Source organism: Terriglobia bacterium, from assembly GCA_020072645.1.
In the GTDB taxonomy this organism is placed as follows: domain Bacteria; phylum Acidobacteriota; class Terriglobia; order Terriglobales; family Acidobacteriaceae; genus Angelobacter.
The window spans coordinates 185,135-207,200 of sequence record JAIQGK010000003.1 but is presented as its reverse complement, the minus strand read 5'-3'; the positions used below and the strand labels follow the sequence as shown (position 1 = coordinate 207,200).

The window sequence follows — 22,066 nt, the reverse complement described above, 5'->3', positions numbered from 1 at the left end:
ATCCGGATGCGGAAACTCCAAGAGCCGTGCTGCCGGAACGCAACCTCCTGCAACGGAGTCCAGCTACTCGGCCCCGGTGTATGCAGGAAAAATGGAGCCTGATGACGGCCAATGGGTCCGTCCGGCAAAGGACTATGCTTCCACTCGCTATAGTTCGTTGGATCAAATCAATGTCAACAATGCAAAGCAACTAAAAGTAGCCTGGACATTTTCGACCGGTATGGATCGCGGCCATGAAGCAGCGCCGCTCTATGTAAACGGGACGCTCTATATCATCACTCCTTGGCCAAATACTTTATTCGCGCTCGATGCGAAAACCGGCGCTATCAAATGGCAGTACAACCCCGATCCCTCGCCTTCCGCCAAGGGCGTAGCTTGTTGTGATTGGGTCAATCGCGGCGGATCTTACGCATTCGGAAATATCTACTACAACACGCTCGATGGTTTCACCGTTGCCGTGAATGCGACAACCGGCAAGGAAGTTTACAAGACGAAGCTGGGCGACATTACCAAGGGCGAGACCATCACGATGGCTCCGCTCGTGGTGAAAGACAAAGTGCTGGTGGGCAACAGCGGCGGGGAATTCGGAGTTCGAGGCTGGCTCACGGCGGTGGACGCACACAGCGGAAAGATTGCATGGCGCGCTTACAGCACGGGTCCGGACAAAGATGTGCTCATCGGTCCGCGATTTAAACCTTTCTACAGTTCCGATAAAGGACAAGACCTGGGAGTGAAGACCTGGCCGCCAGATGCATGGAAAATCGGCGGTGGCACGGTGTGGGGATGGATCTCCTATGATCCTGAAACGAATTTGGTATTTTACGGCACTGCCAACCCGGGTCCGTGGAATTCCGATGAGCGTCCTGGCGACAACAAATGGACCGCAGGCATTTTTGCACGCGATGCGGATACCGGTGAAGCAATCTGGTATTACCAGTACAGCCGGCACGACCTTTATGACTACGATGGCGTGAATGAAAACCTGCTGCTGGAACTGCCCATCAACGGGCAGCAGCGCAAGGTTATCGTTCACCCGGACCGAAACGGTTATATCTACGTGCTTGACCGTGCTACCGGGCAGCCGCTTTCCGCCAGCCCTTTTGCTTACGTAAACACCAGCAAAGGCGTGGACTTGAAATCCGGGCTGCTGCAATACAACGATGAAAAGAAGCCCCGGTTTGGATCAGTAACGCGTGAAATATGTCCAAGCGCACCCGGCGCCAAGGATTGGCAACCATCCGCATTTTCTCCCAGAACAGGCCTGCTGTACCTGCCGCACAACAATCTCTGTGAGGACGAGGAGGATGTTTCCGTCAGTTACATCGCGGGAACTCCATACGTAGGAGCGAATGTAAAAATGTTTGCCGGGCCGGGAGGACACGGCGGCGAGTTCACGGCATGGGATCCGGTCAATGGCAAAGCGGTTTGGAAAATCAAAGACCGTTTCCCGGTCTGGAGCGGCGCGCTGGCTACAGCTGGCGATGTGGTTTTCTTTGGCACCATGGACGGCTACTTTAAAGCCGTTAATGCCAAGACAGGCGATGAACTCTGGCAATTCAAGACCGGATCGGGAATCATCGGCCAGCCGGTTACGTATAAAGGTCCCGATGGCAAGCAATATGTAGCCGTTCTCTCCGGGGTAGGAGGTTGGGCAGGAGCAATTGTTTCCGGGGGATTGGATGCACGCGATCCTACAGCTGCGCTGGGATTCGTGAGCGCTATGAAAGAGCTTCCTAAATACACCAGCAAAGGAGGCCAGTTGTATGTTTTTGCGCTTCCTTAAATTGTGCTGCGTGATACTTGCAGCTTCATCGCTTGCCGCAGCTTCGCCGGCGCTGAAGGTGTGTGCTGATCCGGACAATTTGCCTTTCTCGAATCGACAGGGGCAAGGGTTTGATAACAGGATCGCTGAATTGCTGGCCCGTGATCTGGGACGCAAGCTTGAATTTGTGTGGCAGCGCGCGGGCCGCGGATTTGTACGGGAAAACCTGAATAAAGGCGTTTGCGACGTGCTGGTAGGTGTGCCGGTACGGTTTCGTCCGGTGCTTACCACAAGCCCTTACTACAGCTCCAGCTACGTTTTTGTCACGCGGAAAGATCGCCATCTCAACCTGAATTCATTCGACGATCCACGCCTGCGCAAAATGAAAATTGGTGTCCAGGTGCTCGAAGATGATTACGCGCCGCCGGCTCGCGCGCTTTCCCGCCGCCAGCTCACGCAGAATATCGTGGGATTCGATGTTGCCGGCGACGAGAGCCAGGAAATTATTCGCGCTGTGGCTCGGGGCAAAATCGACGTCGCTATCGTATGGGGTCCTCTTGCCGGTTACTATGCGGCCCGGCAGCGAGTTGCTCTTGATCTGCGTCCCGTAAACCCTGAACTCGATCCACCAGCGCTTCCATTTCGCTTCGCAATGGCCGTCGCTGTACGCAAGTCAGATCGCGAACTTAAAGACCAATTGGATCGCGCTCTGCTGAAGAAGCATGCACAGATTGAGCGAATTCTTCGCACGTACTCCGTGCCAGAATTTCAGACTGCCACGACGCAGGCGAGGCTGAAATGAACAAGGTGCGGCACATTTTGGCATTAGCCGCGCTGCTGCTGGCCGGATGCGCGCGAGAGCAGCGCAACTTCCGCGAAGCTACACCTTCGAATGAGACAGGCGAAGGCGTGCAGATGAGTGACATTGCTCCGGGACACTCCGCTGATCGCAAGCCTAACGCCAATCCTTATGAAGACAGCGCCTATTCCGTGAGCCAGGGGAAGCAGCTTTATGAGATGTACAACTGCGTTGGTTGCCACGCGCATGGTGGTGGCGGGATAGGACCGCCTTTGCTCGATGCCAAGTGGATCTACGGAAGCGAGCCGCAGAACATCTACGAAACGATTGTGGAAGGACGCCCGAATGGGATGCCGTCTTTCCGCGGCAAGATTCCGGAATCACAAATTTGGGAGATTGTGGCCTACGTGCGAGCCATAAGCGGCCAGTTGCCTAAGGATGTTTCTCCCGGGCGGGAAGATCACATGTACACCAAGCGGCCGGAAGCTTCAACGCCGAAAGAACATCAGCCGCAAACTAACGTGCCACCAGGGCAAAAAGAAAAATGAAGCGCCGATCTTCATTCTGGCTGGTTGCGCTTTGCTGCGGGCTGGCGTGTCTGGTTTCCTGCCACGGAAACCAGAGCGCGCTGGATTCCAAGGGCCTGCAGGCAGCACGCATTGAGCGGCTGTGGTGGCTGATGTTTTCGATCATAGTCGCGGTTTACCTGGTGGTACTGGGGTGGTTTGGCACAGCGGTTCTCCGCTCTCGCACAAAGCAATCCGTGCAGGAAATTCCGCCACAGGTAAATATGGAGGCTGACCGCCGCATGACCGTGGTCGTCGCGTGGGCCATTGGTCTAACCGTTGTGCTGCTGTTTGTAATGCTCACGGCAAGTGTACGCACCGGACACGCCATCGCGAACCTTAGCTCGAAAAATCCGGTCACCATTGACGTTATTGGCCACCAGTGGTGGTGGGAGGTTCGCTATGAAGCAACACAAGCTGACCAAACAGTTGTCACGGCGAATGAGATTCATGTTCCCGTAGGGCAGCCCGTGGTGATCAAGACATCTTCTGTAGACGTGATTCACAGCTTTTGGGCCCCGAATCTTCATGGCAAGCGCGATCTGATTCCTGGATATCAGAATGCGGTGTGGCTCCAGGCCGACCAGCCTGGTACATATCGCGGGCAGTGCGCTGAATTCTGCGGCCACCAGCACGCGCATATGGCTTTCTTTGTAGTCGCAGAACCATTGGAGAAGTTCAACGCGTGGCTGGCACAACAGGTGAGCACCCCAGCATCGCCATCTGACCAGGTCGCCAAACAAGGAGAGCAGGTGTTTCTTACGCACACATGCGTTATGTGTCACACCGTTCGCGGCAACGGATCGGGTGGGAAGCTTGGGCCGGACCTTACCCATATCGCCAGCCGTATGACCATTGCAGCTGGCACTCTGCCGAACAATCGCGGCAATCTTGCCGGATGGATACTGGATTCGCAGTCGATCAAACCGGGCAACAAGATGCCTCCCAATCCACTGAAGCCTGACGACCTGAATGCTCTGCTCGAATATTTGGAGACACTGAAATGAGGAGAACGTAGTGACACCATCAGAGCAATCAGCGGTCGCAAGTGCGCCGGATATGAACCGGCTGGCGAACCTGGAGCGAGTCTGGAAAGATCCTTCAGGCTTTTGGGGTTGGTTCACTCACGTAAACCATCGCTCCATCGGCAAGCGCTACATGGTTACGGCATTTGCCTTTTTTCTTGCGGGCGGTGTGTTGGCCGCGCTGATGCGTATCCAACTGTCGCGACCGGAGAACCATTTCCTGGGGCCGGATCTTTACAACCAGATATTCACCACGCACGGCAGCACCATGATGTTCCTGTTTGCCGTCCCCATGATGTTTGAAGCGCTCTCAGTTTACCTGGTGCCACTCATGGTAGGAAACCGGAACATTTGTTTCCCGCGGCTGAACGCTTATAGCTATTACGTGTATCTTGCGGGCGGCTTACTGCTTTACGCCGGTCTGTTCGTCAATACAGGCCCGGATGCGGGCTGGTTCGCCTACGTTCCACTTTCAGGCCCGGACTTCACTCCGGGAAAACGCTCTGATATCTGGGCGCAGATGATTACGTTTACGGAACTTTCAGCCCTGGCGGTCGCGGTAGAAGTGATCATCACGACTTTCAAATTGCGGGCGCCGGGAATGTCCTTGAACCGGATTCCGCTGTTTGTGTGGGCGCAGGCCATCGTTGCTTTTATGGTGATCTTCGCCATGCCCGCCGTAATGCTCTCCAGCACGATGTTGCTGATGGACCGCACGGTGAACACGCATTTTTTCAATCCCGCGGAAGGTGGCGACGCAATTCTTTACCAGCACCTCTTCTGGTTTTTTGGTCACCCGGAGGTCTACATCATTTTTATTCCCGGGACAGGGATTGTCTCCACCATCATCTCCACGTTTTCTCGGCGACGCATCTTCGGCTATACCGCAATCCTGCTTTCGATGGTCGGCACCGCGTTTGTTGGCTTCGGTCTCTGGGTGCATCATATGTTTGCCACCGGGCTGCCGCAGATGGGGGAAAGCTTCTTCACCGCGGCCAGCCTGATGGTGGTGATCGCCAGCGGGACGCAGGTGTTCTGCTGGCTGGTAACAATGTGGACTGGCAAAGTGGTGTTGAAGACGCCCATGCTGTTTGCGCTGGCATTTTTCTTTGTATTTGTAATGGGCGGGCTTACCGGTGTGCTCATGGCCTCAGTGCCGGTCGATCTGCAGATTCACGACACCTTTTTCATTGTGGCGCATTTTCACTACGTGCTGATCGGTGGCGCGGTGTTTCCGCTGTTTGGCGCGCTCTACTACTGGATGCCGAAGATTACGGGGCGCATGCTTAATGAGGCAGCAGGGAAGTGGCACTTCTGGCTATTCTTTATCGGCTTCAACATGACATTCTTCCCCATGCACATCCTGGGGTTGCGGGGAATGCCACGCCGTGTCTATACGTATTCATCCAGCATGCATTGGGGGAGCCTCAACATGCTGGCAAGCACCGGCGTGGTCTTTATGACGGCTGCCGTTCTGATCTTTATCGCCAACTTTTTCTGGCACCAGAAAAAGGGTGAGCTTGCCGGAAATAATCCATGGGGCGCGGCTACGCTGGAATGGGCCACCAGTTCTCCGCCTCCGGTATATAACTTTGCTGAACTTCCCACCGTCAATGGCCGTGATGCGCTCTGGGACGCGCTGCCCAACCAGCCCATTGTGGAAGGACTGGACGAAGATTGCCGGCAAGTGCTTATGACCAGGGTCATGGATGCTGATCCCGATCACCGGGACGAGTTTCCTGAAGCCACGCCCGTGCCTTTCATTGCCGCCATTGCCACCAGCGGATTTTTTATCAGCACCATTTTCACCGCAAAAGCTTTTTTTCCGACCATTATCGTTGTCGGCATCGTCTTTCTGATTTGGTATTGGCCCAGGCGGCAACCGAGCCTGCGCCGTAGAGAAAGGGAGATATGGGAACACTGAACCAGCCGCGTCCCGTGCTTGACGTCTCCCGCACTCCGACCGTCGTATTCGGTCATCGCTCCATTATCTGGTGGGGACAATCGGGATTAATGGCGATTGAAGGCACCATGTTCGCTATCTTCATCGCCACTTACTTTTTCCTGCGCACCCGCGAAACCGACTGGCCGCCTGGGTTTGATCTCCCTGCGCTGAAGTGGGGAAGCATTAACCTCGCGCTCCTGGTGCTCAGCGCGCTCCCCAACCAGTGGCTGAAGAAAAAATCCGAGCAAGGCGAGCTTAGGGCTGTGCGCATTGGGTTGATAGCCATGTCCCTGATTGGCATTGTGAATTGCGCCATCCGCGCCTTGGAGTTTCCGTCACTCAACTGTGTCTGGGACGGAAACGCCTATGGCTCGGTTACATGGACGCTGCTGGGCTTCCACACGTTTCATCTTGTAACCGATACCTTGGACACGCTGGTATTGACGGTGATCATGTTTTTTACGCCCATTGAGGGGCGCAGATTTGAGGACGTTAGCGTAAATGCGCTGTATTGGTACTTCATCATCATTACTTTTATCGCCACGTATCTGGTGATCTATTGGGCGCCGCGATGGTTATAAAAAAATCAGTGACGGCTGGACCAGCGGAGGAGTTCCGCAGCGGTGCGGGAGCCCTTGCGCTCTGGTGGGGAATTTTTGCCGGGCCAATTGGGTTCGCGCTGGATGAGGTGCTGAGCTATGCCATCGTGCAGCACACCTGTTCCACCGGATACCACTGGCTCCTGCATTTTTATACCGTGCTGGCTATTGTGCTGGCTCTCACCGGGTTTGCGGCGGCGTTCTGGTGTTATCGTCGGCTACCGGAAAATGCCATTATTAGCGGCGTTATGGTGGAATCACGCAGCCGCTTCATGGCCATTTACGGAATGGCGGCCAGCATCGCGTTCACGTTAGTGATCATTGCGCTTTCAATTCCAAAATGGGCCATGAGCCCGTGCGATCAATGAAGCTTCGCTATACATGCCGGCTTGCGACGAGCCTTCTGCTGGTTCCGACGCTGGCTTTTGCTCATGAGAACCAAAGTCCGGTTACTCGCGCTAATTTATGGCGGGCTTGGAGCTGGGAGCCGTGGGTGATCGCCAGCCTGCTGCTCACGTTAACTCTTTATCTAATGGGATTGCGGCGAATTCGAACCAGCGTACCAAAATGGCAGATTACCGGCTTTATCGCTGGAATAGCCGCACTGGCTTTGACGTTGCTTTCACCTCTTCACAGATTGGGATCGGAGTTATTTTCCGCGCATATGACGCAACATGAGCTGCTTATGCTTGTTGCAGCTCCGCTGTTGGTCATGGGACAGCCGGGAACTCCGATGCTGTGGGCCTTTCCCGTTTCGTTCCGCATCAAGCTGGGAAAAGCATTGAAGCAGCCCGTGATTGAGCGAACATGGAAAACTGTTTCCAGCCCGTTCTCTGCATGGATCATTCACGGCATCAGCGTCTGGCTCTGGCACATTCCTTTTCTGTACCAGGCGACTCTTGAGAATGAGCTGGTGCATGCGGCGCAACACATTACTTTTTTGGGAACGGCGCTGTTGTTCTGGTGGACTCTCTTGCATGGCCGTGGCGAGCGGATGACATACGGAGCGGCGGTTGTCTATGTCTTTACTACGGCAGTTCACACCAGCGTGCTGGGTGCGTTGCTCACCTGTACTTCAAAATTGTGGTATCCGGCTTACGTCGGGCACACCGCTGCATGGGGATTGAGTGCGCTGCAGGACCAGCAACTGGGCGGTCTGATTATGTGGGTGCCTGCCGGCGTGGTGTACATCGTAATTGCATTGTGGCTTTTTGCCGGATGGCTGCGGGAATCTGATCAGAGGCTTCTCTACACACGGACCAGCGATCTCCTGAGGGTGCCACTGCGCCAGGGAGGGCCGGATGCATAAGCCCTGGGCAACTTTGTCCCTGATTGTCTTTGTTGTCATTGTGGCTGTTCTGCTGGTTGGATACAGCCGCAATGAAGTCCAGCGAGCCAGCGATATCAAGGCAGCTATACGCGCGACTGGAGGCGATCCTCATCGAGGAAAAGACAAGATCCGGTTTTATGGTTGCACCACCTGCCACACCATCCCCGGTATTGCAGAAGCTAACGGAAAAGTGGGACCGCCGCTGAACGCTTTCGCTCTGCGGGTCTATATCGCCGGGGAGGCACCTAACACGCCGGAAAATCTCCGTCACTGGATCAAGCAACCGCATGAAATTGAGCCGCACACGGCGATGCCGGAAATGGGGGTGACTGATGAAGACAGCAAAGACGTCGCCGCTTATCTTTACACGCTCCATTAAAGTGCTCATCGCATTCTGTTTGTACTGCACTGTCGCCCATGCTGCTGAACTGCGCGGGCGAGTGCTGGATGAATCTGGAGCGGTAATCGCCGGCGCGCAAGTGCAGCTTTTATCGCAAAACCAGAATTACCACACGATGGCTGATAGCGCCGGAAACTTTTTTATTCAGTCGCCCGCTGGTTCGGGAACACTCCGCATTTCAGCGCCTGGGTTCTCGCCTTCTACCGTGGAATGGAGCGACTCAGCTTCACCACTATTGGTTACGCTCAAGCCAGCGCCTGTTGCTGAGCAAATCGTGGTCACGGCTGAGCGCGCTGCCACACGCCTGGACCAAACCGCCGCGAATGTTGCTGTGCTCACATCCGCGGAACTCAATAGTCGCTCGGCTGTAACCCTGGACGATGCATTGCGCCAGGTACCGGGCTTTACACTTTTCCGCCGCAACAACAGCCTCACCGCGAATCCTACGACTCAGGGTGCATCGGCAAGGGGAGTAGGCGGCAGCGGCGCAAGCAGGCTGCTGGTGCTTGAAGATGGGGTTCCGTTGAATGACCCTTTTGGCGGATGGGTGTTCTGGGACCGAGTACCGCGCATCACACTGGATCGCGCGGAGGTGTTACGAGGTGGAGGATCGGCTCTTTTTGGCAGCGATGCCTTCAGCGGTGTAGTAGATCTTGTGACGCGGACTCCCAACAGTCTTGGCAGCTTTGAGTCGGCAGGCGATTCTTTGAATGGGCACGATGTACAAGGACAAATATCACGCCAGTTCACCAAATGGACGATTACCGCCGACGGCGAGAATTTCGGTAATGATGGTGCATTTGTGGTCGCGGCTGAAGACCGCGGAATAATCGATACTCCAGCCACGCTCCAATTCAGTAATGGCCGCGTTCTGGTGCAGCGCAGCCTTGCCGGGGCAGATAATGCATTCATCAGCGGCTCGCTGTTTTCAGAACAGCGCAATAACGGCACCGCACTCCAGATCAACAGTACGCATCTGGGCGAAATCAGTGGAGGGATAGATCGTACGGTCGGCCATAATATATTTTCCGCGCGAATCTATGGTTCAGGAGAACATTATCACCAGAGTTTTTCCGCAATTTCCGCCGACCGAAACAGCGAGGCTTTGACGCGCTGGCAGACCGTTTCGTCAGACCAGATTGGCTTTTCCATGAACTGGAGCAGGCCAATTTCTTCAGCGAATCTCCTGATTGGCGCCGATGGGCGCTTCATTCATGGACAATCCGATGAAACGGTCTTTGTCGCCAACTTACCCACAAGCCTTGTCTCCGCGGGTGGGCGAAGCAATCTTATGGGTGTCTTTGCTCAGGTTTCGCAGACGTTCAAGAAGCGGCTGCGCCTGTCCGCGGGCCTTCGTTTCGACTGGTGGTTGAACACTGATGGATTTAATCGAACTGCCAAAATCTCAGATGTTAGTACAGCACAAACACTGCTGGACCCGCATAACGAAACAGTCTGGAGCCCTCGGCTCGGTGCGATTTATGACCTCGCTCCGCAATGGCAGCTTACTGCGTCGGCGTATGAGAGCTTTCGAGCTCCAATTTTGAATGAGCTGTACCGGAGTTTTAGGCTGGGCAACATTCTTACATTGGCGAATGATCAATTGAGGGCAGAGCACCTTTATGGCGGTGAAACTGGAATTCGATATCTTCACCGGCGGGTCATGGTGAGCGGCTCGTTTTTTCAGCAGAATGTCGAAAATCCCGTTGCAAATATCACGCAAGCAATCACCGCGGCCTTGATAACGCGCCAGCGGGAGAACCTGGGCAGTTTGCGCGCCCGAGGATCGGATTTGGATCTCCTGTTGATTCTTCCTCATATCCAGCTGCGCACAGGCTATGAATATGTTCATTCTGTGGTGAGCAGTTTTAGTGCGAACCCAACGTTGGTTGGCAAAAAAATACCTCAGGTGCCCGGACAGACTGCTACGTTTTCCGGAACGTTCACGGCACGGGCATGGACTTTGGTTGCGTTAGTTCGCACAGCCGGCCGGCAATTCGACGATGACCTAAACCAATTTCCTCTTCAGCCCTATTCCGTGACAGGCGTTTCAATTTCCAAACAGATTGGCAGATGGACTTGGTTTGCGAGCGCAACAAACATCTTCGACACAAAAATCCAGGTGGCAGCAACTCCAGTGCCGAACTACGCTTTGCCTCGGATCATTTCAGGCGGTGTACGATTCGCCAAAAAGCAATAGAACAAGTTTCAGTTGTAGCAATTCGAACATTCTCTCCAGCGGCAAAATTCCCTGCAGGACGACATACTGAAGTGAAGGCGCATTAATGATCATGGAAGGCCAGAGGAATTCTGTCCACGACGACCGCGATCAGTTGGCGAGCGGCCTAGTAAGTGTTAAGAGCTAAGGCGGGTTTCTTGGCAGACAACCTTTGGATACATCGTAATACGAATCTTTGAGGCTCAAGGTCTGATACCAGACTGACAGCGGTTGTCGGTAACGAATATTCTTAATGCAATAGCAGGGTGTGCCACTGATGAACTCTCGATATTTTCAGAACAATATCCATTCTCATTCATTCAATAAATCTTCAAATGCTCTCAGCGTAATTCCGAACGGCGGTGATCACCGCGCGACCTACGACGACAAAAATTCTGCAGAGAATCCCAATGGCATTGTTCGAGCGCCGCAGCTGCTGCGCGCCGTCCCAGTACATTCAGGTGTTCTCAATTCATGGAAAGAGATTGCCACATATTTGGGGCGTGGGGTAAGGACGGTTCAACGGTGGGAAGCGGAATTACAACTACCCGTTCATCGTCCCAGAGGAAAGAACCGCAGCGCCGTGATAGCTTTCCGTGAGGAGCTTGATCAGTGGCTTTCACGTACGCCGCTGGCGTGCGACAACAAGCAGAGGAGCGACGCTCTGCGCGCAATTGCGCACGAAATGCAGGAACTTGCTTTGCAGCTATTTGCAGGAGCAGAATCCCAGATCCGCCCTGAAAGCGGAAAACTGGTGGAGGCCGCACATACAATCTTGTATCGGTTAGATTTGTGGATGAACTGCAATTCAGCGCTAAGTGGTTTTGACAGAAGCTCTCCTGGTCCGAGAACCTAACATAATAAGGCCGATACTCTCCTTGTTTCGACTTCTCAGTGAATAGCTTAATTGCCTGGGGACTGTGATTTCCGTTCTGCTTCCTGGGAGGAGAATGCCTTATTGAAGGCGATCGATTCCAAAGCTCTTGCTGACCAAGCGATGCTCTCTGAGCAAGACGGCGCATGTTGACATTGATACCAGATCGCTGCCAAACGGCATCACAGGCAGAACTATAACCTAAGTGATCGAGCATTGGCGCCCTGCGCTTTCGAGAGCGCATTGCCGGGTCAACATGCAACCGTCAAAAAAAGGGATTAAGCTGCTTTGCGTTCCATTGTGTAGGGCATTCCCTCGTCCCAATCTGTGAAAGCAATCACGGCCACTTCATTTGCGGCCTGTCCGTAGAAGAATGCAGATTCTGGTTCACCGGCAAAGCCATGCAGCACCGGGCCCAGTGCTGCCGCGGTGGCCTGGAGAGCGTCCAGGGTGCCATGTAGTTTGAAACTGATTGGCTTCTCGCCGGTACCCTGATAATCGGTAAATAGAGAGACTCCTGCAACCATGCCGGCATTTATAAACGCTGCGGTAGCGGGTCCGCCCTTGCGGCGGGCAGCAAAAATGGCGCCCAGCGTAAGGAAATATCCCGTGACTGCCACGTCGAGCCATGCATGAACTCTGGGCGAAATCAGCTTGGGAATATTGGCAAAGGTGTCTGGAATAGTAGTTTCATCAATGCCGGAATTCCTGAGGGTTGTTACTCCGTCGTTGATTTTGTCCCTCAGGCTGCTACGATCATTGGACTGGTCGTACAGTCTGGATTCACTGCTCCTGTTGCGTGACACTGCTTCTCTATTACTTATTGTCATTTGAGTTCTCCATGATGAATGTCCTTCTCGTAGTTTGATGTGAACGAGTCGGGGAATGTTTTTTCATCGGAGGCAAACTTTCAAATGACTCGATTTGCGCAGCTGCTCACAGGCGGAACGATCAAGAGCCCATGCTTCCTTCTCTCGTGTTTATTTTCAAATAAATTTCGGGTCACCCCTGGGCAGATTCCAGACCTCTTGCAAGTGGCTGCGTGGATGTTTACACCGGATGAAGCGAAAGCAAGGGAAATTTGAGTTTTTAAGGCCAAGCCAGATGCGATAAGCTACGTACTCACATAAGCTCAAGTTCCTTCGGAGAAATCTGGAAATGTTTGCAAGGGATTGATTTGTAAGACTCTGGTGCGCCCGGAGAGATTCGAACTCCCGGCCTGTTGCTTCGGAGGCAACCGCTCTATCCAGCTGAGCTACGGGCGCACAGTGATGGGACTCAGATAGGGTATCATTTCCGCCTGCCAACGCGAAGCAGTCAGCCATGAGTGCTTCAGTTTGCCCGAGATGTCTCCGGCCCCGTCTTTCAGCGCCGCCGGAGCCAACGTCTAAATTTCGCGCTTTTTGCTTTTGCCACTGTAGTTGCAACGAAAAAATGTGGTATTAACTGCAACGATAAAATGTCACCCCCTGAGAGTTTAAGTGGCGGCGGATAAGGCCGGTCGTCCGCCGAGGTTATAAATGCGGGGCGGTTTGGTTTTGCGTTTCAAGGCCGAAGAAAGAATGGCCGTTGTCGACCAACTTTTGCCGCAAATGAGAGTCATTGAAGCCGGCATACTTGCCCGTAGCTAATTCCAACACGCGCTGACGCAGGGATTGATCCAGGGCCCAGGTCCTGGGTTTACCACGATTGCCATGCCGCACCCAGTCGGCGGAGTCGGGCCGGTAACGGCGCTTGAGGCGCTGCACCTGGCGTTCACTGCGCTGCAGTAGACCGGCGGCTTCGCGTACGCTCAGCCGCCCGTCCACTGCTTTTTCAATCACTCGCATTCTCTGCAACTCCTTCTGGCTCAAGGTCACCATCCTTTAAGGGTGACATTTTTTCGTTGCAGTTAAGGGGTGACATTATTTTGGAGCATCTTCACCCCTGCAATGCTCCTTGCGCCCTTCTGCTCCCTCATGTCACACTAAAGAGATTTCCTCTCATCAAAATTGCAACTAGAGAGGTATCCGGCGCAATTTCTCCGCGATGAGATTGCTTTTAAGGGACTCATGGATTTTCGCTTAGCATCAGACTACAAGCCCAAAGGCGACCAGCCCAACGCCATTGAAGAGCTTACGCGCGGCATTTACGCCGGAGAAAAGCACCAGGTGCTGCTGGGCGTAACCGGCTCGGGCAAGACATACACCATGGCCAAGGTGATTGAGCAGCTCAATCGTCCGGCGCTCGTGCTGGCCCACAACAAAACGCTAGCGGCGCAGCTCTATCATGAGTTCAAGCAATTCTTCCCCTCGAATGCCGTTGAGTATTTCGTCTCCTACTATGACTACTACCAGCCGGAAGCCTACATTCCCGCGGGCGATGTCTATATCGAAAAAGAAGCGACCATCAATGACGAACTGGACAAGCTGCGCCTTTCCGCGACGCGATCTCTCTTTGAACGCCGAGACTGCGTCATCGTAGCGTCTGTGAGTTGCATTTACGGTCTGGGATCGCCGGAAGCGTACTACGGCATGCTGCTCTTTCTGGAAAAAGGCCAGAAGATCAAGCGGCAGGACATTTTCAGCAAGCTGGTGGAAATTCTCTACGAGCGCAATGATGTGGACTTTAAGCGCGGCACGTTCCGCGTGCGCGGCGATGTGATCGAGGTCTTCCCCACTTACGACGACAACGCTTACCGCATCGAGCTCTTTGGCGACGAAGTGGATTCGCTCTCGCAGATTGATCCGCTCTTCGGCACGGTAAAGCAGAAATACACGCGGCTTCCAATTTATCCCAAGAGCCATTACGTGATGTCAAATACCACCAAGAACCAGGCCATCGGCACCATTCTGGAAGAGCTGGCGTGGTGGGAAGATGTGCTGCTGAAAGAAGGCCGTCTGGTGGAGTCGCAGCGCATACACCAGCGCACGCGCTTTGACCTGGAGATGATGAAGTCCGTGGGCTACTGCCACGGCATTGAGAATTATTCTCGCCACTTCAGCGGACGCAAGCCCGGCGAGCCGCCGCCAACGCTGCTCGATTACGTTCCTCGCGATTTCATCATGTTCATCGACGAATCGCACCAGACCGTCCCGCAGCTGCATGGCATGTGGCACGGTGACCGCTCACGTAAAGAAAACCTGGTGCAGTATGGTTTCCGCCTGCCCTCGGCGCTCGATAACCGTCCGCTCAAGTTTGAGGAATTTGAAGAGCGCACCAACCAGATCATCTATGTCTCCGCCACGCCCGGCCCGTATGAGCTGACGAAATCCGCCGGCGTTGTTGTAGAACAAATTATTCGTCCCACCGGCCTCGTGGACCCCCCGGTGGAAATCCGCCCCGTCAAAGGCCAGATTGACGATCTTCTGCATGAAATTCGCGACCGCGTGAGCAAGGGCGAGCGCGTGCTGGTGACCACGCTCACCAAGCGCATGTCTGAAGATCTGGCGGAGTATTACGCCGAGGTTGGCGTGCGCTGCCGCTACATGCACTCTGAAATCGAAACGCTGGAGCGCATCAAGCTGCTGCGCGACCTGCGCAAGGGCGAGTATGACGTGCTGATCGGCATCAACCTCTTGCGCGAAGGCTTGGATCTGCCTGAGGTCTCGCTGGTGGCAATTCTCGACGCCGATAAAGAAGGCTTCCTCCGCTCGTCCGGATCTCTGATTCAGACAATTGGCCGCTGCGCCCGCAACTTGGAAGGCCGCGCCATTCTCTATGCCGACAAGATGACGGACTCCATGAAGCGCGCCATGGATGAAACCGACCGCCGCCGGGCAATTCAGGTGGCCTATAACCAGGAACACGGCATCACGCCGGAGTCGATCATCCGTCCGCTCTCCATGTCGCTGGCCGGAATTGCCGAATCAGATTATGTCGATGTGACGCAAGCCTCCGAAGGGCTGCCGGACTTCAAGTCGCAGGAAGAACTGGACGCCTACATCGCCGGCATGGAAGCCGATATGCGCGAGGCGGCCAAGAAATTTGAGTTTGAAAAAGCCGCCAAGCTGCGGGACACGGTGCGTGATTTGCGCACAAAAGAGTTTCTATTTACTTGAGGCAGCAAGTGCGTCAAGGTTCAGGCCTCGCGCGAGCGGCGCGAATTCTTCGTATGTACGGCATCCGTGCAGGCGAGAAAGGCATGACGTTTCGACGGCTTCCGGCATGCGGTTCCTGAAATCAGATTCATTGTTGAACGCAACCATGATGCTGGCCAAAACTTTTGTTGGCGGTATCATCGGCTTCACGCACGGACTGGAAGCGCACCCAGCCGGCAACGGCATTTTTTGCGAAAAAGAGAGCGGCGGCCGCGTGCCGTTGCTTATGTAAACTGAAACCTCCGTCACCAAGCCGTCACGCACCACGACTCTTGTGCCAAAAAAAACGGGAGGCGCAAGGCCCAGCTTTCTCAGGAAGTGGTTCGCCCTGACAGTGTAATAAAAGCAATAACCCATAGAGCACTGTACGCCCATCTTCTGGAACGGTGCGCGACCAAGCAATTCTCCTTCAGTCGTCTTTCCCACGGTGATTCCATTGATGGCTTCAAGATCGTGTGCCGCGGCGCGGGCGGGCGCGACAATTTGATACCAAATAAAAATTCCGCTTGCGACAAATCCCAACAGAAAGATCGGAATTAAAAATTTCTTCATTCGATTGGAGCGTGCTTCCCGTCACGCCAGTGGTCCGCGTCATCAAATAGAATGGCGATGTCCGCGTTTCTTGCAGGAGCTGAGAAATTTTAAGGCAGCCGCCCTGGAATCTCGATCCCATAGGCACGCTCACTGCCTTCCGCGACACATATGAAAGATAGAATTGTCCCCGGAAACCCGAAAATCGCTGCAACGGTCCGCCAGAAAATACTCTGGTGATTTTGCGCTCGCATGCCGGCAAATGAAATGTTGGCCAGGACCCACAATCCGGACACACCTGTATCTCGAGCGGTATCAATGCTATTGCGATCAACTTGAACAAACGCGGCAAGGAGCAAAACACCAGCGATACAACACAGCAAGAGAACGGTCTTCTTGAACATTACTATTCCTTCCTGCGGGCAGGTATCTATTCCAAAATCTTATTCGCGAATTCCCTGCGTATTTATTTTTTGACAGAACTAACTGGCTTTCTTGCCTTTGGCGTTGGGCCTGATTCTGGCTCCCCAGCCAGCTTCCGCAATCGTTGTTCAAGATCCGGCCGCTTCAGCGCGCCCGTCATCCTGTCAACGATTTTTCCATCGGCATCGATAAGGACCGTCGCCGGCATTCCCTGGTTCACGCCAAAGTCATCCAGGCTGTCGAGCGTTGCGCCCATCATCACGGTCAGCGCTTCGCCCTGGTGCTTCTTGATGAAGGCTTCAATCTGGGGCTTCATGTCTTCATCATCGATTGACGCAGCGATGAACAGGACCTTACCCTGGTATTGCTTCTGCATCTCGCTCAGCAACGGCATTTCAGCGGCGCAAGGTACGCACCATGTGGCCCAGAAGTTCAGCAGCACGGGCTTCCCGCGATAGTCGTCCAATGAGTGCGGCGTGCCTTTCAGGTCATGCAGCTTAAGGCTGGGCGCAGCTTGTTGTGGGTTCGTGGTCTGTTGGGGGCTTGTGGCTTGCTGTGCGCTCATGAGCGCAGCGACGAACAACACAAGCACTATCGCAATGGTCTGGGCCTTCGGCATCACGCCTATATATAACACGGACTGTGCGCCACTCTCTCAGGCATAATTTAGAATCTATCTTTAATAGTTCAAACCGGAAATAGTTCAAACCGGATTCAAACCGGAGGCAGCTTCTCTTTGCAGCATGTTGTCCAATTTTCGCGCGACGAAAGCCGCTCCTGACGATGTTTGCTGCCTGTCTTCTACTTCTCATCGCAATTTTGGGCGGTACGCTGCTCACATTTCTTTTTGACCGCACCGCGCCTCGCGGTGCGCGACTCTGCATGGGCGCATCCATTGGCATGGCGCTCATGGCGACGGTTGGCTTTCTGCTGGCCTTGGTTCTAGGCCTAGGCGTGCCGACGATCATTCTTAGCGCCATCCTGCTCCTTTTGCCACTCTTCTTGCTGCTGAATCGGGAGCGCCGTGCCATCATTTTGAACGCTCTGCGTTCCCCGGCCCCAGCCGCACGGACATCCAGCGTTGCTGGCATTGGCTATCTGGCTTTTTATCTTGCCATCGCCATTTTGCTGGCCATGGTTTTCAACCGAGCGGTTTTTGAGCGCGCTGACGGCATTTATACCGGCGTGATGAACAATCTGGGCGACCTGCCGCTACATCTTCAGGTCATTAACAGCTTCTCCCAAGGCCACAACTTGCCGCCGGAAGACCCCACCTTTGCGGGCGTGCGCTTTGCCTATCCTTTCCTGGTCGATTTTTTTGCCGCCATGCTGGTACGCGCCGGCGCGGGAGTGATCTTTGCCATGTGGCTGCAAAACATGGTCATGGCACTGGCCTTAGTGGGCTTGCTGCATTACTGGACGATCCTACTCACACGCAACAGGCTGGCTGGAGTGATCGCGCCGCTTCTGGTCCTCTTCAGCGGCGGCCTGGGATGGTGGCTGCTCTTCTCTGAAAGCAGCAGCGACGGCTTTTTTGCCCTGCTGGGCAACCTCCAGCACGATTACACCATTGTCCCCAGCAGCATTCTGCGCTGGGGAAACTCCCTGACCACTTTGTTTGTGCCCCAGCGCAGCATTCTCTTTGGCATGCCGCTGGCGATCACTATTTTCTGCCAGTGGTGGCTCGCGATATCGCAGCAGGAAGACGTTCCTCCTTCCAATGAACCGACTGCTACATCGGCGCTTGAACAAAGAAACGCTGTTAGTGCAAAGGTTTCAAAATCCCGAAGCAAACGTTCCCGGAAGGCCTCACCCGCTGTTCTGCTACCTGAGCCGCCCAATTTCTATCTTCGACGCATGCTGGCTGCCGGGCTCTGCGCCGGATTGCTGCCCCTTATCCATGCACACACGTTCCTGACGGTAATGGCAGCGGCAGCTTGTCTGGCTATCATTTTCCGCTCAGCATGGCGAAGCTGGCTTTATTTCTTTGGCGTCGCTCTGATCGTCTGCGCGCCAGAAGTCCTGTGGCTTGCGAACACCGGCGGCGTGAACACCCGCAGTTATCTGGGCTGGCAGCCTGGATGGGACCATGGCACGCATAACGTGATCTGGTTCTGGTTTGTGAACACCGGATTATTCATTCCTCTGCTGGTCATTTCTCTTGCATGGCGACGCGGCACATTCAAGCTGCCGCAACGCGTGGTCAACTTTTATCTTCCATTTATCTTGTGCTTCGCTGTCCTTAACCTGTTTAAAGCGGCGCCGTGGGTATGGGACAATATCAAGATTCTCTTCCTATGGTATGTGGCATCCGCGCCGCTGGTTGCGTGGCTGCTGGCGCGATGGTGGCAGCAAAGATCGTTTATCCGCTGGCTCGCTCCCGCCGTGCTGGCTACTCTGCTTCTGGCCGGCGCTCTGGACGTGTTGCGGGTCGTCTCTGAGGCATCGGAATACCAGGAATTTGACGCCCAGGGGATCAGTATCGCCAGCACAATTTCCGCCCAAACCGCTCCACGCGCACTGGTCCTGCACGCACCAACCTACAATTCTCCGGTATTCTTGACTGGCAGGCGTTCCCTGCTGGGCCACCCGGGTTGGATGTGGTCGCGCGGACTGGATTATTCTGAACGCAGCGCTGATATTGAACGCATCTATCTAGGAGCGCCCGAAACGGAAACGCTGTTGCGCAAGTACAACGTGGATTACGTTCTTATTGGACCCATGGAACTTGCATCGTTCAAGGTAAATGAGCAATTCTGGTCAAAGTACAAAACGCTGGCGCGGGCAGGCGCGTATCGCGTGTATCAAATCAGGGATCAACGTAAGTGAGGTAAAAAATGAAGATTGGCATTCTTACCGGAGGCGGCGATTGTCCGGGGCTGAACGCGGTAATTCGCGCTATTGTTCGCAAGGGCATTTTTCATCATCAGGACCAGTTCGTTGGTTTTATGGAAGGCTGGCGCGGAGTGCTGGAAAATATCACGCGCCCGCTCGACCTGGAAGCGGTAAAAGGGATACTGCCACAGGGCGGCACGATATTGCGCACCTCGCGCACCAATCCATCCAAAAAAGAAAATGGCATGGAGCGCTGCATTGAAAACCTGAGGAAGAATGGAGTTGAAGCGTTGATCGCGCTGGGCGGCGACGACACGCAGTCCGTTTCATTGAAGCTTTTTGATCGCGGCGTGAAAGTGGTGGCCGTCCCCAAGACCATTGACAATGACCTTACCGGCACCGACCTCTGTTTTGGCTTTGACACCGCTGTGAGCATCGCCACGGAGGCCATTGACCGCGTTCACACCACGGCGGAAGCGCACAATCGCGTGATCGTGGTGGAAGTCATGGGGCGCGAAGCCGGCTGGATCGCTCTTTATAGCGGCGTGGCGGGCGGGGCCGATGTAATCCTGATTCCTGAGCAGCCGTTTGACATCCAGGAGATTGCCGACACCATCAAACAGCGCCACGATCGCGGACGCTACTTCAGCATCATTGTGGTGGCGGAAGGCGCGAAGCTTGCCAACCGGATTCCGGAAACTGAGCGCAGAAAGACAGACGAGTTTGGACACGTGCGTCTTGGCGGCATCGGCAATACGCTGGCGGCTGAAATTGAGGCCCGCACCGGCTTTGAGACGCGCGCTGTAGTGCTTGGTCACATCCAGCGTGGCGGTTCGCCCACGGCTTTCGATCGGATGCTGGCCACTCGCTACGGCATTGGCGCCATTGACCTGGTGCATCAAGGCAAGTTCGGCCGCATGGTGGCGCTCAAGGGGAATGACATCAGTTCTGTTCCCATCGCTGACGCCGTGGCCAAGACGCGCTATGTGAGCCAGGAGTTCATTGATATTGCGGAAGGCCTGCGCGAAAAGCATTCTGAAGAGGTTTCCAGTTCCTGAAATCAAGTGATCTTCCTTTAGGGATGGCCGCACGGATGACACAGCTTTCCGCCAAGACCCGCAAACGCAGGTCACGCACGCGATCGAATATTCCGATTGTGTCGCAAGAACTGGCAGGCGAACGTGATGGCTGGTGGTGGGGCAGCATGGTTGTTCTTCTTGCTGCTGCTTTGCTGCGGCTGATTTTTCTCACGCAAAAACCGTTGCATCACGATGAAGGCGTCAACGGGCTGTTTCTGGTCAACCTGTTCCGCACCGGCTATTACCATTACGATCCCAGCAATTATCACGGCCCATCGCTTTATTACCTGGCCGTGATCCCCACGGCCATCAACAATGTATTTCACTGGGGACATGGACTCAGCACAGTTGCCATCCGGCTAGTGACTGCCGTCTTCGGCGTGGGTGTGATATGGCTCATGCTCTGCCTGCGCCGATACCTGGGCTCTGCAGCTGCATTTGCAGCCGCTGCCCTTGCCACCGTTTCACCCGGTTTTGTTTTCTTCTCGCGCTATTTCATCCATGAAATCTTGTTTGTGTTCTTCTCTCTGGGAGTGATCGTGGCGTGGCTCTGGTATCGCGATACAGGCAAACCGCGTTACCTGATGCTGGCTTCCGCTTCCGCCGCGATGCTTTTCGCGACCAAGGAAACCTGGATCATTACTGCCGCGGTCTGGCTCATTGCTATTCCCTGCACGATGATTTTCTTGCGATTGCGGAATCGTGCGGATGTAGTACCACCATTGCTACCGGAGCATGAGTGGGACAGCGATGCCAGCAACACAAAGAAGCTTTATCTGCAAGCCACCACGCTTTTTATCGCCATAGCGGTCCTGCTCTATTCCTCTTTCTTCACCAATCCCAGAGGCATTCTGGATTCGGTGTTGACGTTTACCTACTGGACCAAAACAGGACGAACGGGGATCTACAACCGTGAATGGTCAACATATTTTTCCTGGATGTGGCAGGAAGAAGCGCCGGTCCTGGTGCTGGGATTGATGGGAACCGCTGTTGCCCTGGTCCGCGCGCGCAGCTATCTCACGGTGTTCTGCGCTTTCTGGTCGATAGGAATTTTCACGGCATACTCGCTTGTTCCTTATAAAACTCCATGGCTGGCGCTGAGCATTATTCTGCCGCTCGCTATCATGGCAGGAGACCTGATCGGCCAGGCTTACCAGACGGGAACTCGCGCCTTTACGGCGGTCATTGCCGGGGCGGCAGTTTTGTTTTCTCTCTATCAGGCGATCGACATCAGTTTTGTCAATTACGACAATGACTCTTACGCCTACATTTATGCGCACACAAAACGGGATTTTCTGGGGCTGGTAAATGAAATTGATGCCATTGCGGCCGCAAATCCGGCAAAGAGAGATATTGGGATCACTGTGGTGTCGCCTGAGCATTGGCCGCTGCCGTGGTATCTGCGGGAATACAAAAACGTGGGCTACTGGGGACATATCGTTGATACCCATGAGCCGATTGTGATCGCCTTACAACCGCAAGTTCCTGAAGTGGAGCGGCAACTAGGCAAACAGTACCGCCAGTACAGCACACACGAGCTGCGGCCCGGCAATACTCTCGTGATGTTTGTGCGCAAAGATATCCATCTGTGAACCAAGTGG

Annotated in this window: 20 protein-coding genes and 1 tRNA gene; 15 read left to right on the top strand and 6 right to left on the bottom strand. The window is 54.5% G+C overall.

Translation table 11 applies throughout. From position 1 onward, the window contains the following. The first annotated feature begins 91 nt into the window (after positions 1-91). From LAO76_04385 to LAO76_04335, 11 genes are all read left to right on the top strand, one after another. Positions 92-1,783, top strand: a complete 1,692-nt coding sequence (locus LAO76_04385; GenBank protein MBZ5490153.1) for a methanol/ethanol family PQQ-dependent dehydrogenase — start codon at positions 92-94, stop codon at positions 1,781-1,783. Next, on the top strand, positions 1,764-2,564 hold the full coding sequence (locus LAO76_04380; protein MBZ5490152.1) for a quinoprotein dehydrogenase-associated putative ABC transporter substrate-binding protein: 801 nt from the start codon (positions 1,764-1,766) through the stop codon (positions 2,562-2,564). Before LAO76_04385 ends, LAO76_04380 begins: the two co-directional genes overlap by 20 nt. Then, positions 2,561-3,109: a cytochrome c gene (locus tag LAO76_04375; protein MBZ5490151.1), complete on the top strand. Its 549-nt coding sequence runs from the start codon at positions 2,561-2,563 to the stop codon at positions 3,107-3,109. Before LAO76_04380 ends, LAO76_04375 begins: the two co-directional genes overlap by 4 nt. Then, positions 3,106-4,134, top strand: a complete 1,029-nt coding sequence (gene coxB, locus LAO76_04370) for a cytochrome c oxidase subunit II (GenBank protein MBZ5490150.1) — start codon at positions 3,106-3,108, stop codon at positions 4,132-4,134. The genes LAO76_04375 and coxB overlap by 4 nt, the downstream gene beginning before the upstream one ends. Positions 4,135-4,186: 52 nt before the next feature. Then, entirely contained in the window at positions 4,187-6,076 is a 1,890-nt protein-coding gene (gene ctaD / locus LAO76_04365; protein ID MBZ5490149.1) for a cytochrome c oxidase subunit I, read from the top strand. Continuing rightward, on the top strand, positions 6,073-6,678 hold the full coding sequence (locus LAO76_04360; protein MBZ5490148.1) for a cytochrome c oxidase subunit 3: 606 nt from the start codon (positions 6,073-6,075) through the stop codon (positions 6,676-6,678). Before ctaD ends, LAO76_04360 begins: the two co-directional genes overlap by 4 nt. Then, positions 6,669-7,064, top strand: a complete 396-nt coding sequence (locus LAO76_04355; GenBank protein ID MBZ5490147.1) for a hypothetical protein — start codon at positions 6,669-6,671, stop codon at positions 7,062-7,064. Before LAO76_04360 ends, LAO76_04355 begins: the two co-directional genes overlap by 10 nt. After that, positions 7,061-8,005, top strand: a complete 945-nt coding sequence (locus tag LAO76_04350; protein ID MBZ5490146.1) for a cytochrome c oxidase assembly protein — start codon at positions 7,061-7,063, stop codon at positions 8,003-8,005. The genes LAO76_04355 and LAO76_04350 overlap by 4 nt, the downstream gene beginning before the upstream one ends. Beyond that, the gene (locus LAO76_04345; GenBank protein ID MBZ5490145.1) at positions 7,998-8,405 is read left to right on the top strand and encodes a c-type cytochrome; all 408 of its coding nucleotides are present in this window, start codon (positions 7,998-8,000) and stop codon (positions 8,403-8,405) included. The genes LAO76_04350 and LAO76_04345 overlap by 8 nt, the downstream gene beginning before the upstream one ends. Then, positions 8,359-10,626, top strand: a complete 2,268-nt coding sequence (locus LAO76_04340; protein ID MBZ5490144.1) for a TonB-dependent receptor — start codon at positions 8,359-8,361, stop codon at positions 10,624-10,626. Before LAO76_04345 ends, LAO76_04340 begins: the two co-directional genes overlap by 47 nt. Positions 10,627-10,921: 295 nt before the next feature. Then, complete coding sequence (locus LAO76_04335) at positions 10,922-11,500, top strand: hypothetical protein (GenBank protein ID MBZ5490143.1); 579 nt, start codon at positions 10,922-10,924, stop codon at positions 11,498-11,500. A 296-nt stretch (positions 11,501-11,796) separates the two neighbouring features. On the opposite strand, the gene LAO76_04330 is transcribed toward LAO76_04335, so the two are convergent. The 3 genes from LAO76_04330 to LAO76_04320 form a co-directional block, all read right to left on the bottom strand. After that, a complete protein-coding gene (locus tag LAO76_04330) occupies positions 11,797-12,348 on the bottom strand; it encodes a hypothetical protein (protein ID MBZ5490142.1) in 552 nt (183 codons plus the stop codon). Positions 12,349-12,706: 358 nt separating this feature from the next. Further along, positions 12,707-12,783 (bottom strand) — tRNA-Arg (locus LAO76_04325). Between the two features lie 249 nt (positions 12,784-13,032). Then, positions 13,033-13,347, bottom strand: coding sequence for a helix-turn-helix domain-containing protein (locus LAO76_04320; protein ID MBZ5490141.1), 315 nt, complete (start codon positions 13,345-13,347; stop codon positions 13,033-13,035). A gap of 222 nt (positions 13,348-13,569) precedes the next feature. Here LAO76_04320 and uvrB point away from each other — a divergent pair, with 222 nt between their 5' ends. Continuing rightward, entirely contained in the window at positions 13,570-15,558 is a 1,989-nt protein-coding gene (uvrB, locus tag LAO76_04315) for an excinuclease ABC subunit UvrB (protein ID MBZ5490140.1), read from the top strand. Here the strand turns inward: uvrB and LAO76_04310 are convergent. The 3 genes from LAO76_04310 to LAO76_04300 form a co-directional block, all read right to left on the bottom strand. Next, positions 15,547-16,149, bottom strand: coding sequence for a hypothetical protein (locus tag LAO76_04310; protein ID MBZ5490139.1), 603 nt, complete (start codon positions 16,147-16,149; stop codon positions 15,547-15,549). The two genes, uvrB and LAO76_04310, sit on opposite strands and share 12 nt — an antisense overlap. A gap of 89 nt (positions 16,150-16,238) precedes the next feature. Beyond that, positions 16,239-16,532 carry a hypothetical protein gene (locus tag LAO76_04305; protein ID MBZ5490138.1) on the bottom strand — a complete coding sequence of 98 codons (294 nt, stop codon included), beginning with the start codon at positions 16,530-16,532 and terminating at the stop codon, positions 16,239-16,241. A 62-nt stretch (positions 16,533-16,594) separates the two neighbouring features. Further along, positions 16,595-17,188, bottom strand: coding sequence for a TlpA family protein disulfide reductase (locus tag LAO76_04300; GenBank protein ID MBZ5490137.1), 594 nt, complete (start codon positions 17,186-17,188; stop codon positions 16,595-16,597). Between the two features lie 146 nt (positions 17,189-17,334). On the opposite strand from LAO76_04300, the gene LAO76_04295 reads away from it, so the two are divergent. From LAO76_04295 to LAO76_04285, 3 genes are read left to right on the top strand one after another with little or no spacing between them, the layout of a single operon-like run. Beyond that, positions 17,335-19,380 (top strand): hypothetical protein, encoded by a 2,046-nt coding sequence (locus LAO76_04295; protein MBZ5490136.1) that lies wholly within the window; start codon positions 17,335-17,337, stop codon positions 19,378-19,380. Positions 19,381-19,388: 8 nt separating this feature from the next. Then, positions 19,389-20,444: a 6-phosphofructokinase gene (locus LAO76_04290; GenBank protein MBZ5490135.1), complete on the top strand. Its 1,056-nt coding sequence runs from the start codon at positions 19,389-19,391 to the stop codon at positions 20,442-20,444. Between the two features lie 35 nt (positions 20,445-20,479). Then, the gene (locus LAO76_04285) at positions 20,480-22,057 is read left to right on the top strand and encodes a TIGR03663 family protein (GenBank protein ID MBZ5490134.1); all 1,578 of its coding nucleotides are present in this window, start codon (positions 20,480-20,482) and stop codon (positions 22,055-22,057) included. Positions 22,058-22,066 lie beyond the last annotated feature (9 nt).

Coding starts and splice junctions, on each gene's coding strand:
- LAO76_04385 (MBZ5490153.1), top strand. CDS start 92: ATGGAGCCTGATGACGGCCAATGGGTCCGTCCGGCAAAGGACTATGCT.
- LAO76_04380 (MBZ5490152.1), top strand. CDS start 1,764: ATGTTTTTGCGCTTCCTTAAATTGTGCTGCGTGATACTTGCAGCTTCA.
- LAO76_04375 (MBZ5490151.1), top strand. CDS start 2,561: ATGAACAAGGTGCGGCACATTTTGGCATTAGCCGCGCTGCTGCTGGCC.
- coxB (MBZ5490150.1), top strand. CDS start 3,106: ATGAAGCGCCGATCTTCATTCTGGCTGGTTGCGCTTTGCTGCGGGCTG.
- ctaD (MBZ5490149.1), top strand. CDS start 4,187: ATGAACCGGCTGGCGAACCTGGAGCGAGTCTGGAAAGATCCTTCAGGC.
- LAO76_04355 (MBZ5490147.1), top strand. CDS start 6,669: ATGGTTATAAAAAAATCAGTGACGGCTGGACCAGCGGAGGAGTTCCGC.
- LAO76_04350 (MBZ5490146.1), top strand. CDS start 7,061: ATGAAGCTTCGCTATACATGCCGGCTTGCGACGAGCCTTCTGCTGGTT.
- LAO76_04345 (MBZ5490145.1), top strand. CDS start 7,998: ATGCATAAGCCCTGGGCAACTTTGTCCCTGATTGTCTTTGTTGTCATT.
- LAO76_04340 (MBZ5490144.1), top strand. CDS start 8,359: ATGAAGACAGCAAAGACGTCGCCGCTTATCTTTACACGCTCCATTAAA.
- LAO76_04335 (MBZ5490143.1), top strand. CDS start 10,922: ATGAACTCTCGATATTTTCAGAACAATATCCATTCTCATTCATTCAAT.
- LAO76_04330 (MBZ5490142.1), bottom strand. CDS start 12,348: ATGACAATAAGTAATAGAGAAGCAGTGTCACGCAACAGGAGCAGTGAA.
- LAO76_04320 (MBZ5490141.1), bottom strand. CDS start 13,347: ATGCGAGTGATTGAAAAAGCAGTGGACGGGCGGCTGAGCGTACGCGAA.
- uvrB (MBZ5490140.1), top strand. CDS start 13,570: ATGGATTTTCGCTTAGCATCAGACTACAAGCCCAAAGGCGACCAGCCC.
- LAO76_04310 (MBZ5490139.1), bottom strand. CDS start 16,149: ATGAAGAAATTTTTAATTCCGATCTTTCTGTTGGGATTTGTCGCAAGC.
- LAO76_04305 (MBZ5490138.1), bottom strand. CDS start 16,532: ATGTTCAAGAAGACCGTTCTCTTGCTGTGTTGTATCGCTGGTGTTTTG.
- LAO76_04295 (MBZ5490136.1), top strand. CDS start 17,335: ATGTTTGCTGCCTGTCTTCTACTTCTCATCGCAATTTTGGGCGGTACG.
- LAO76_04290 (MBZ5490135.1), top strand. CDS start 19,389: ATGAAGATTGGCATTCTTACCGGAGGCGGCGATTGTCCGGGGCTGAAC.
- LAO76_04285 (MBZ5490134.1), top strand. CDS start 20,480: ATGACACAGCTTTCCGCCAAGACCCGCAAACGCAGGTCACGCACGCGA.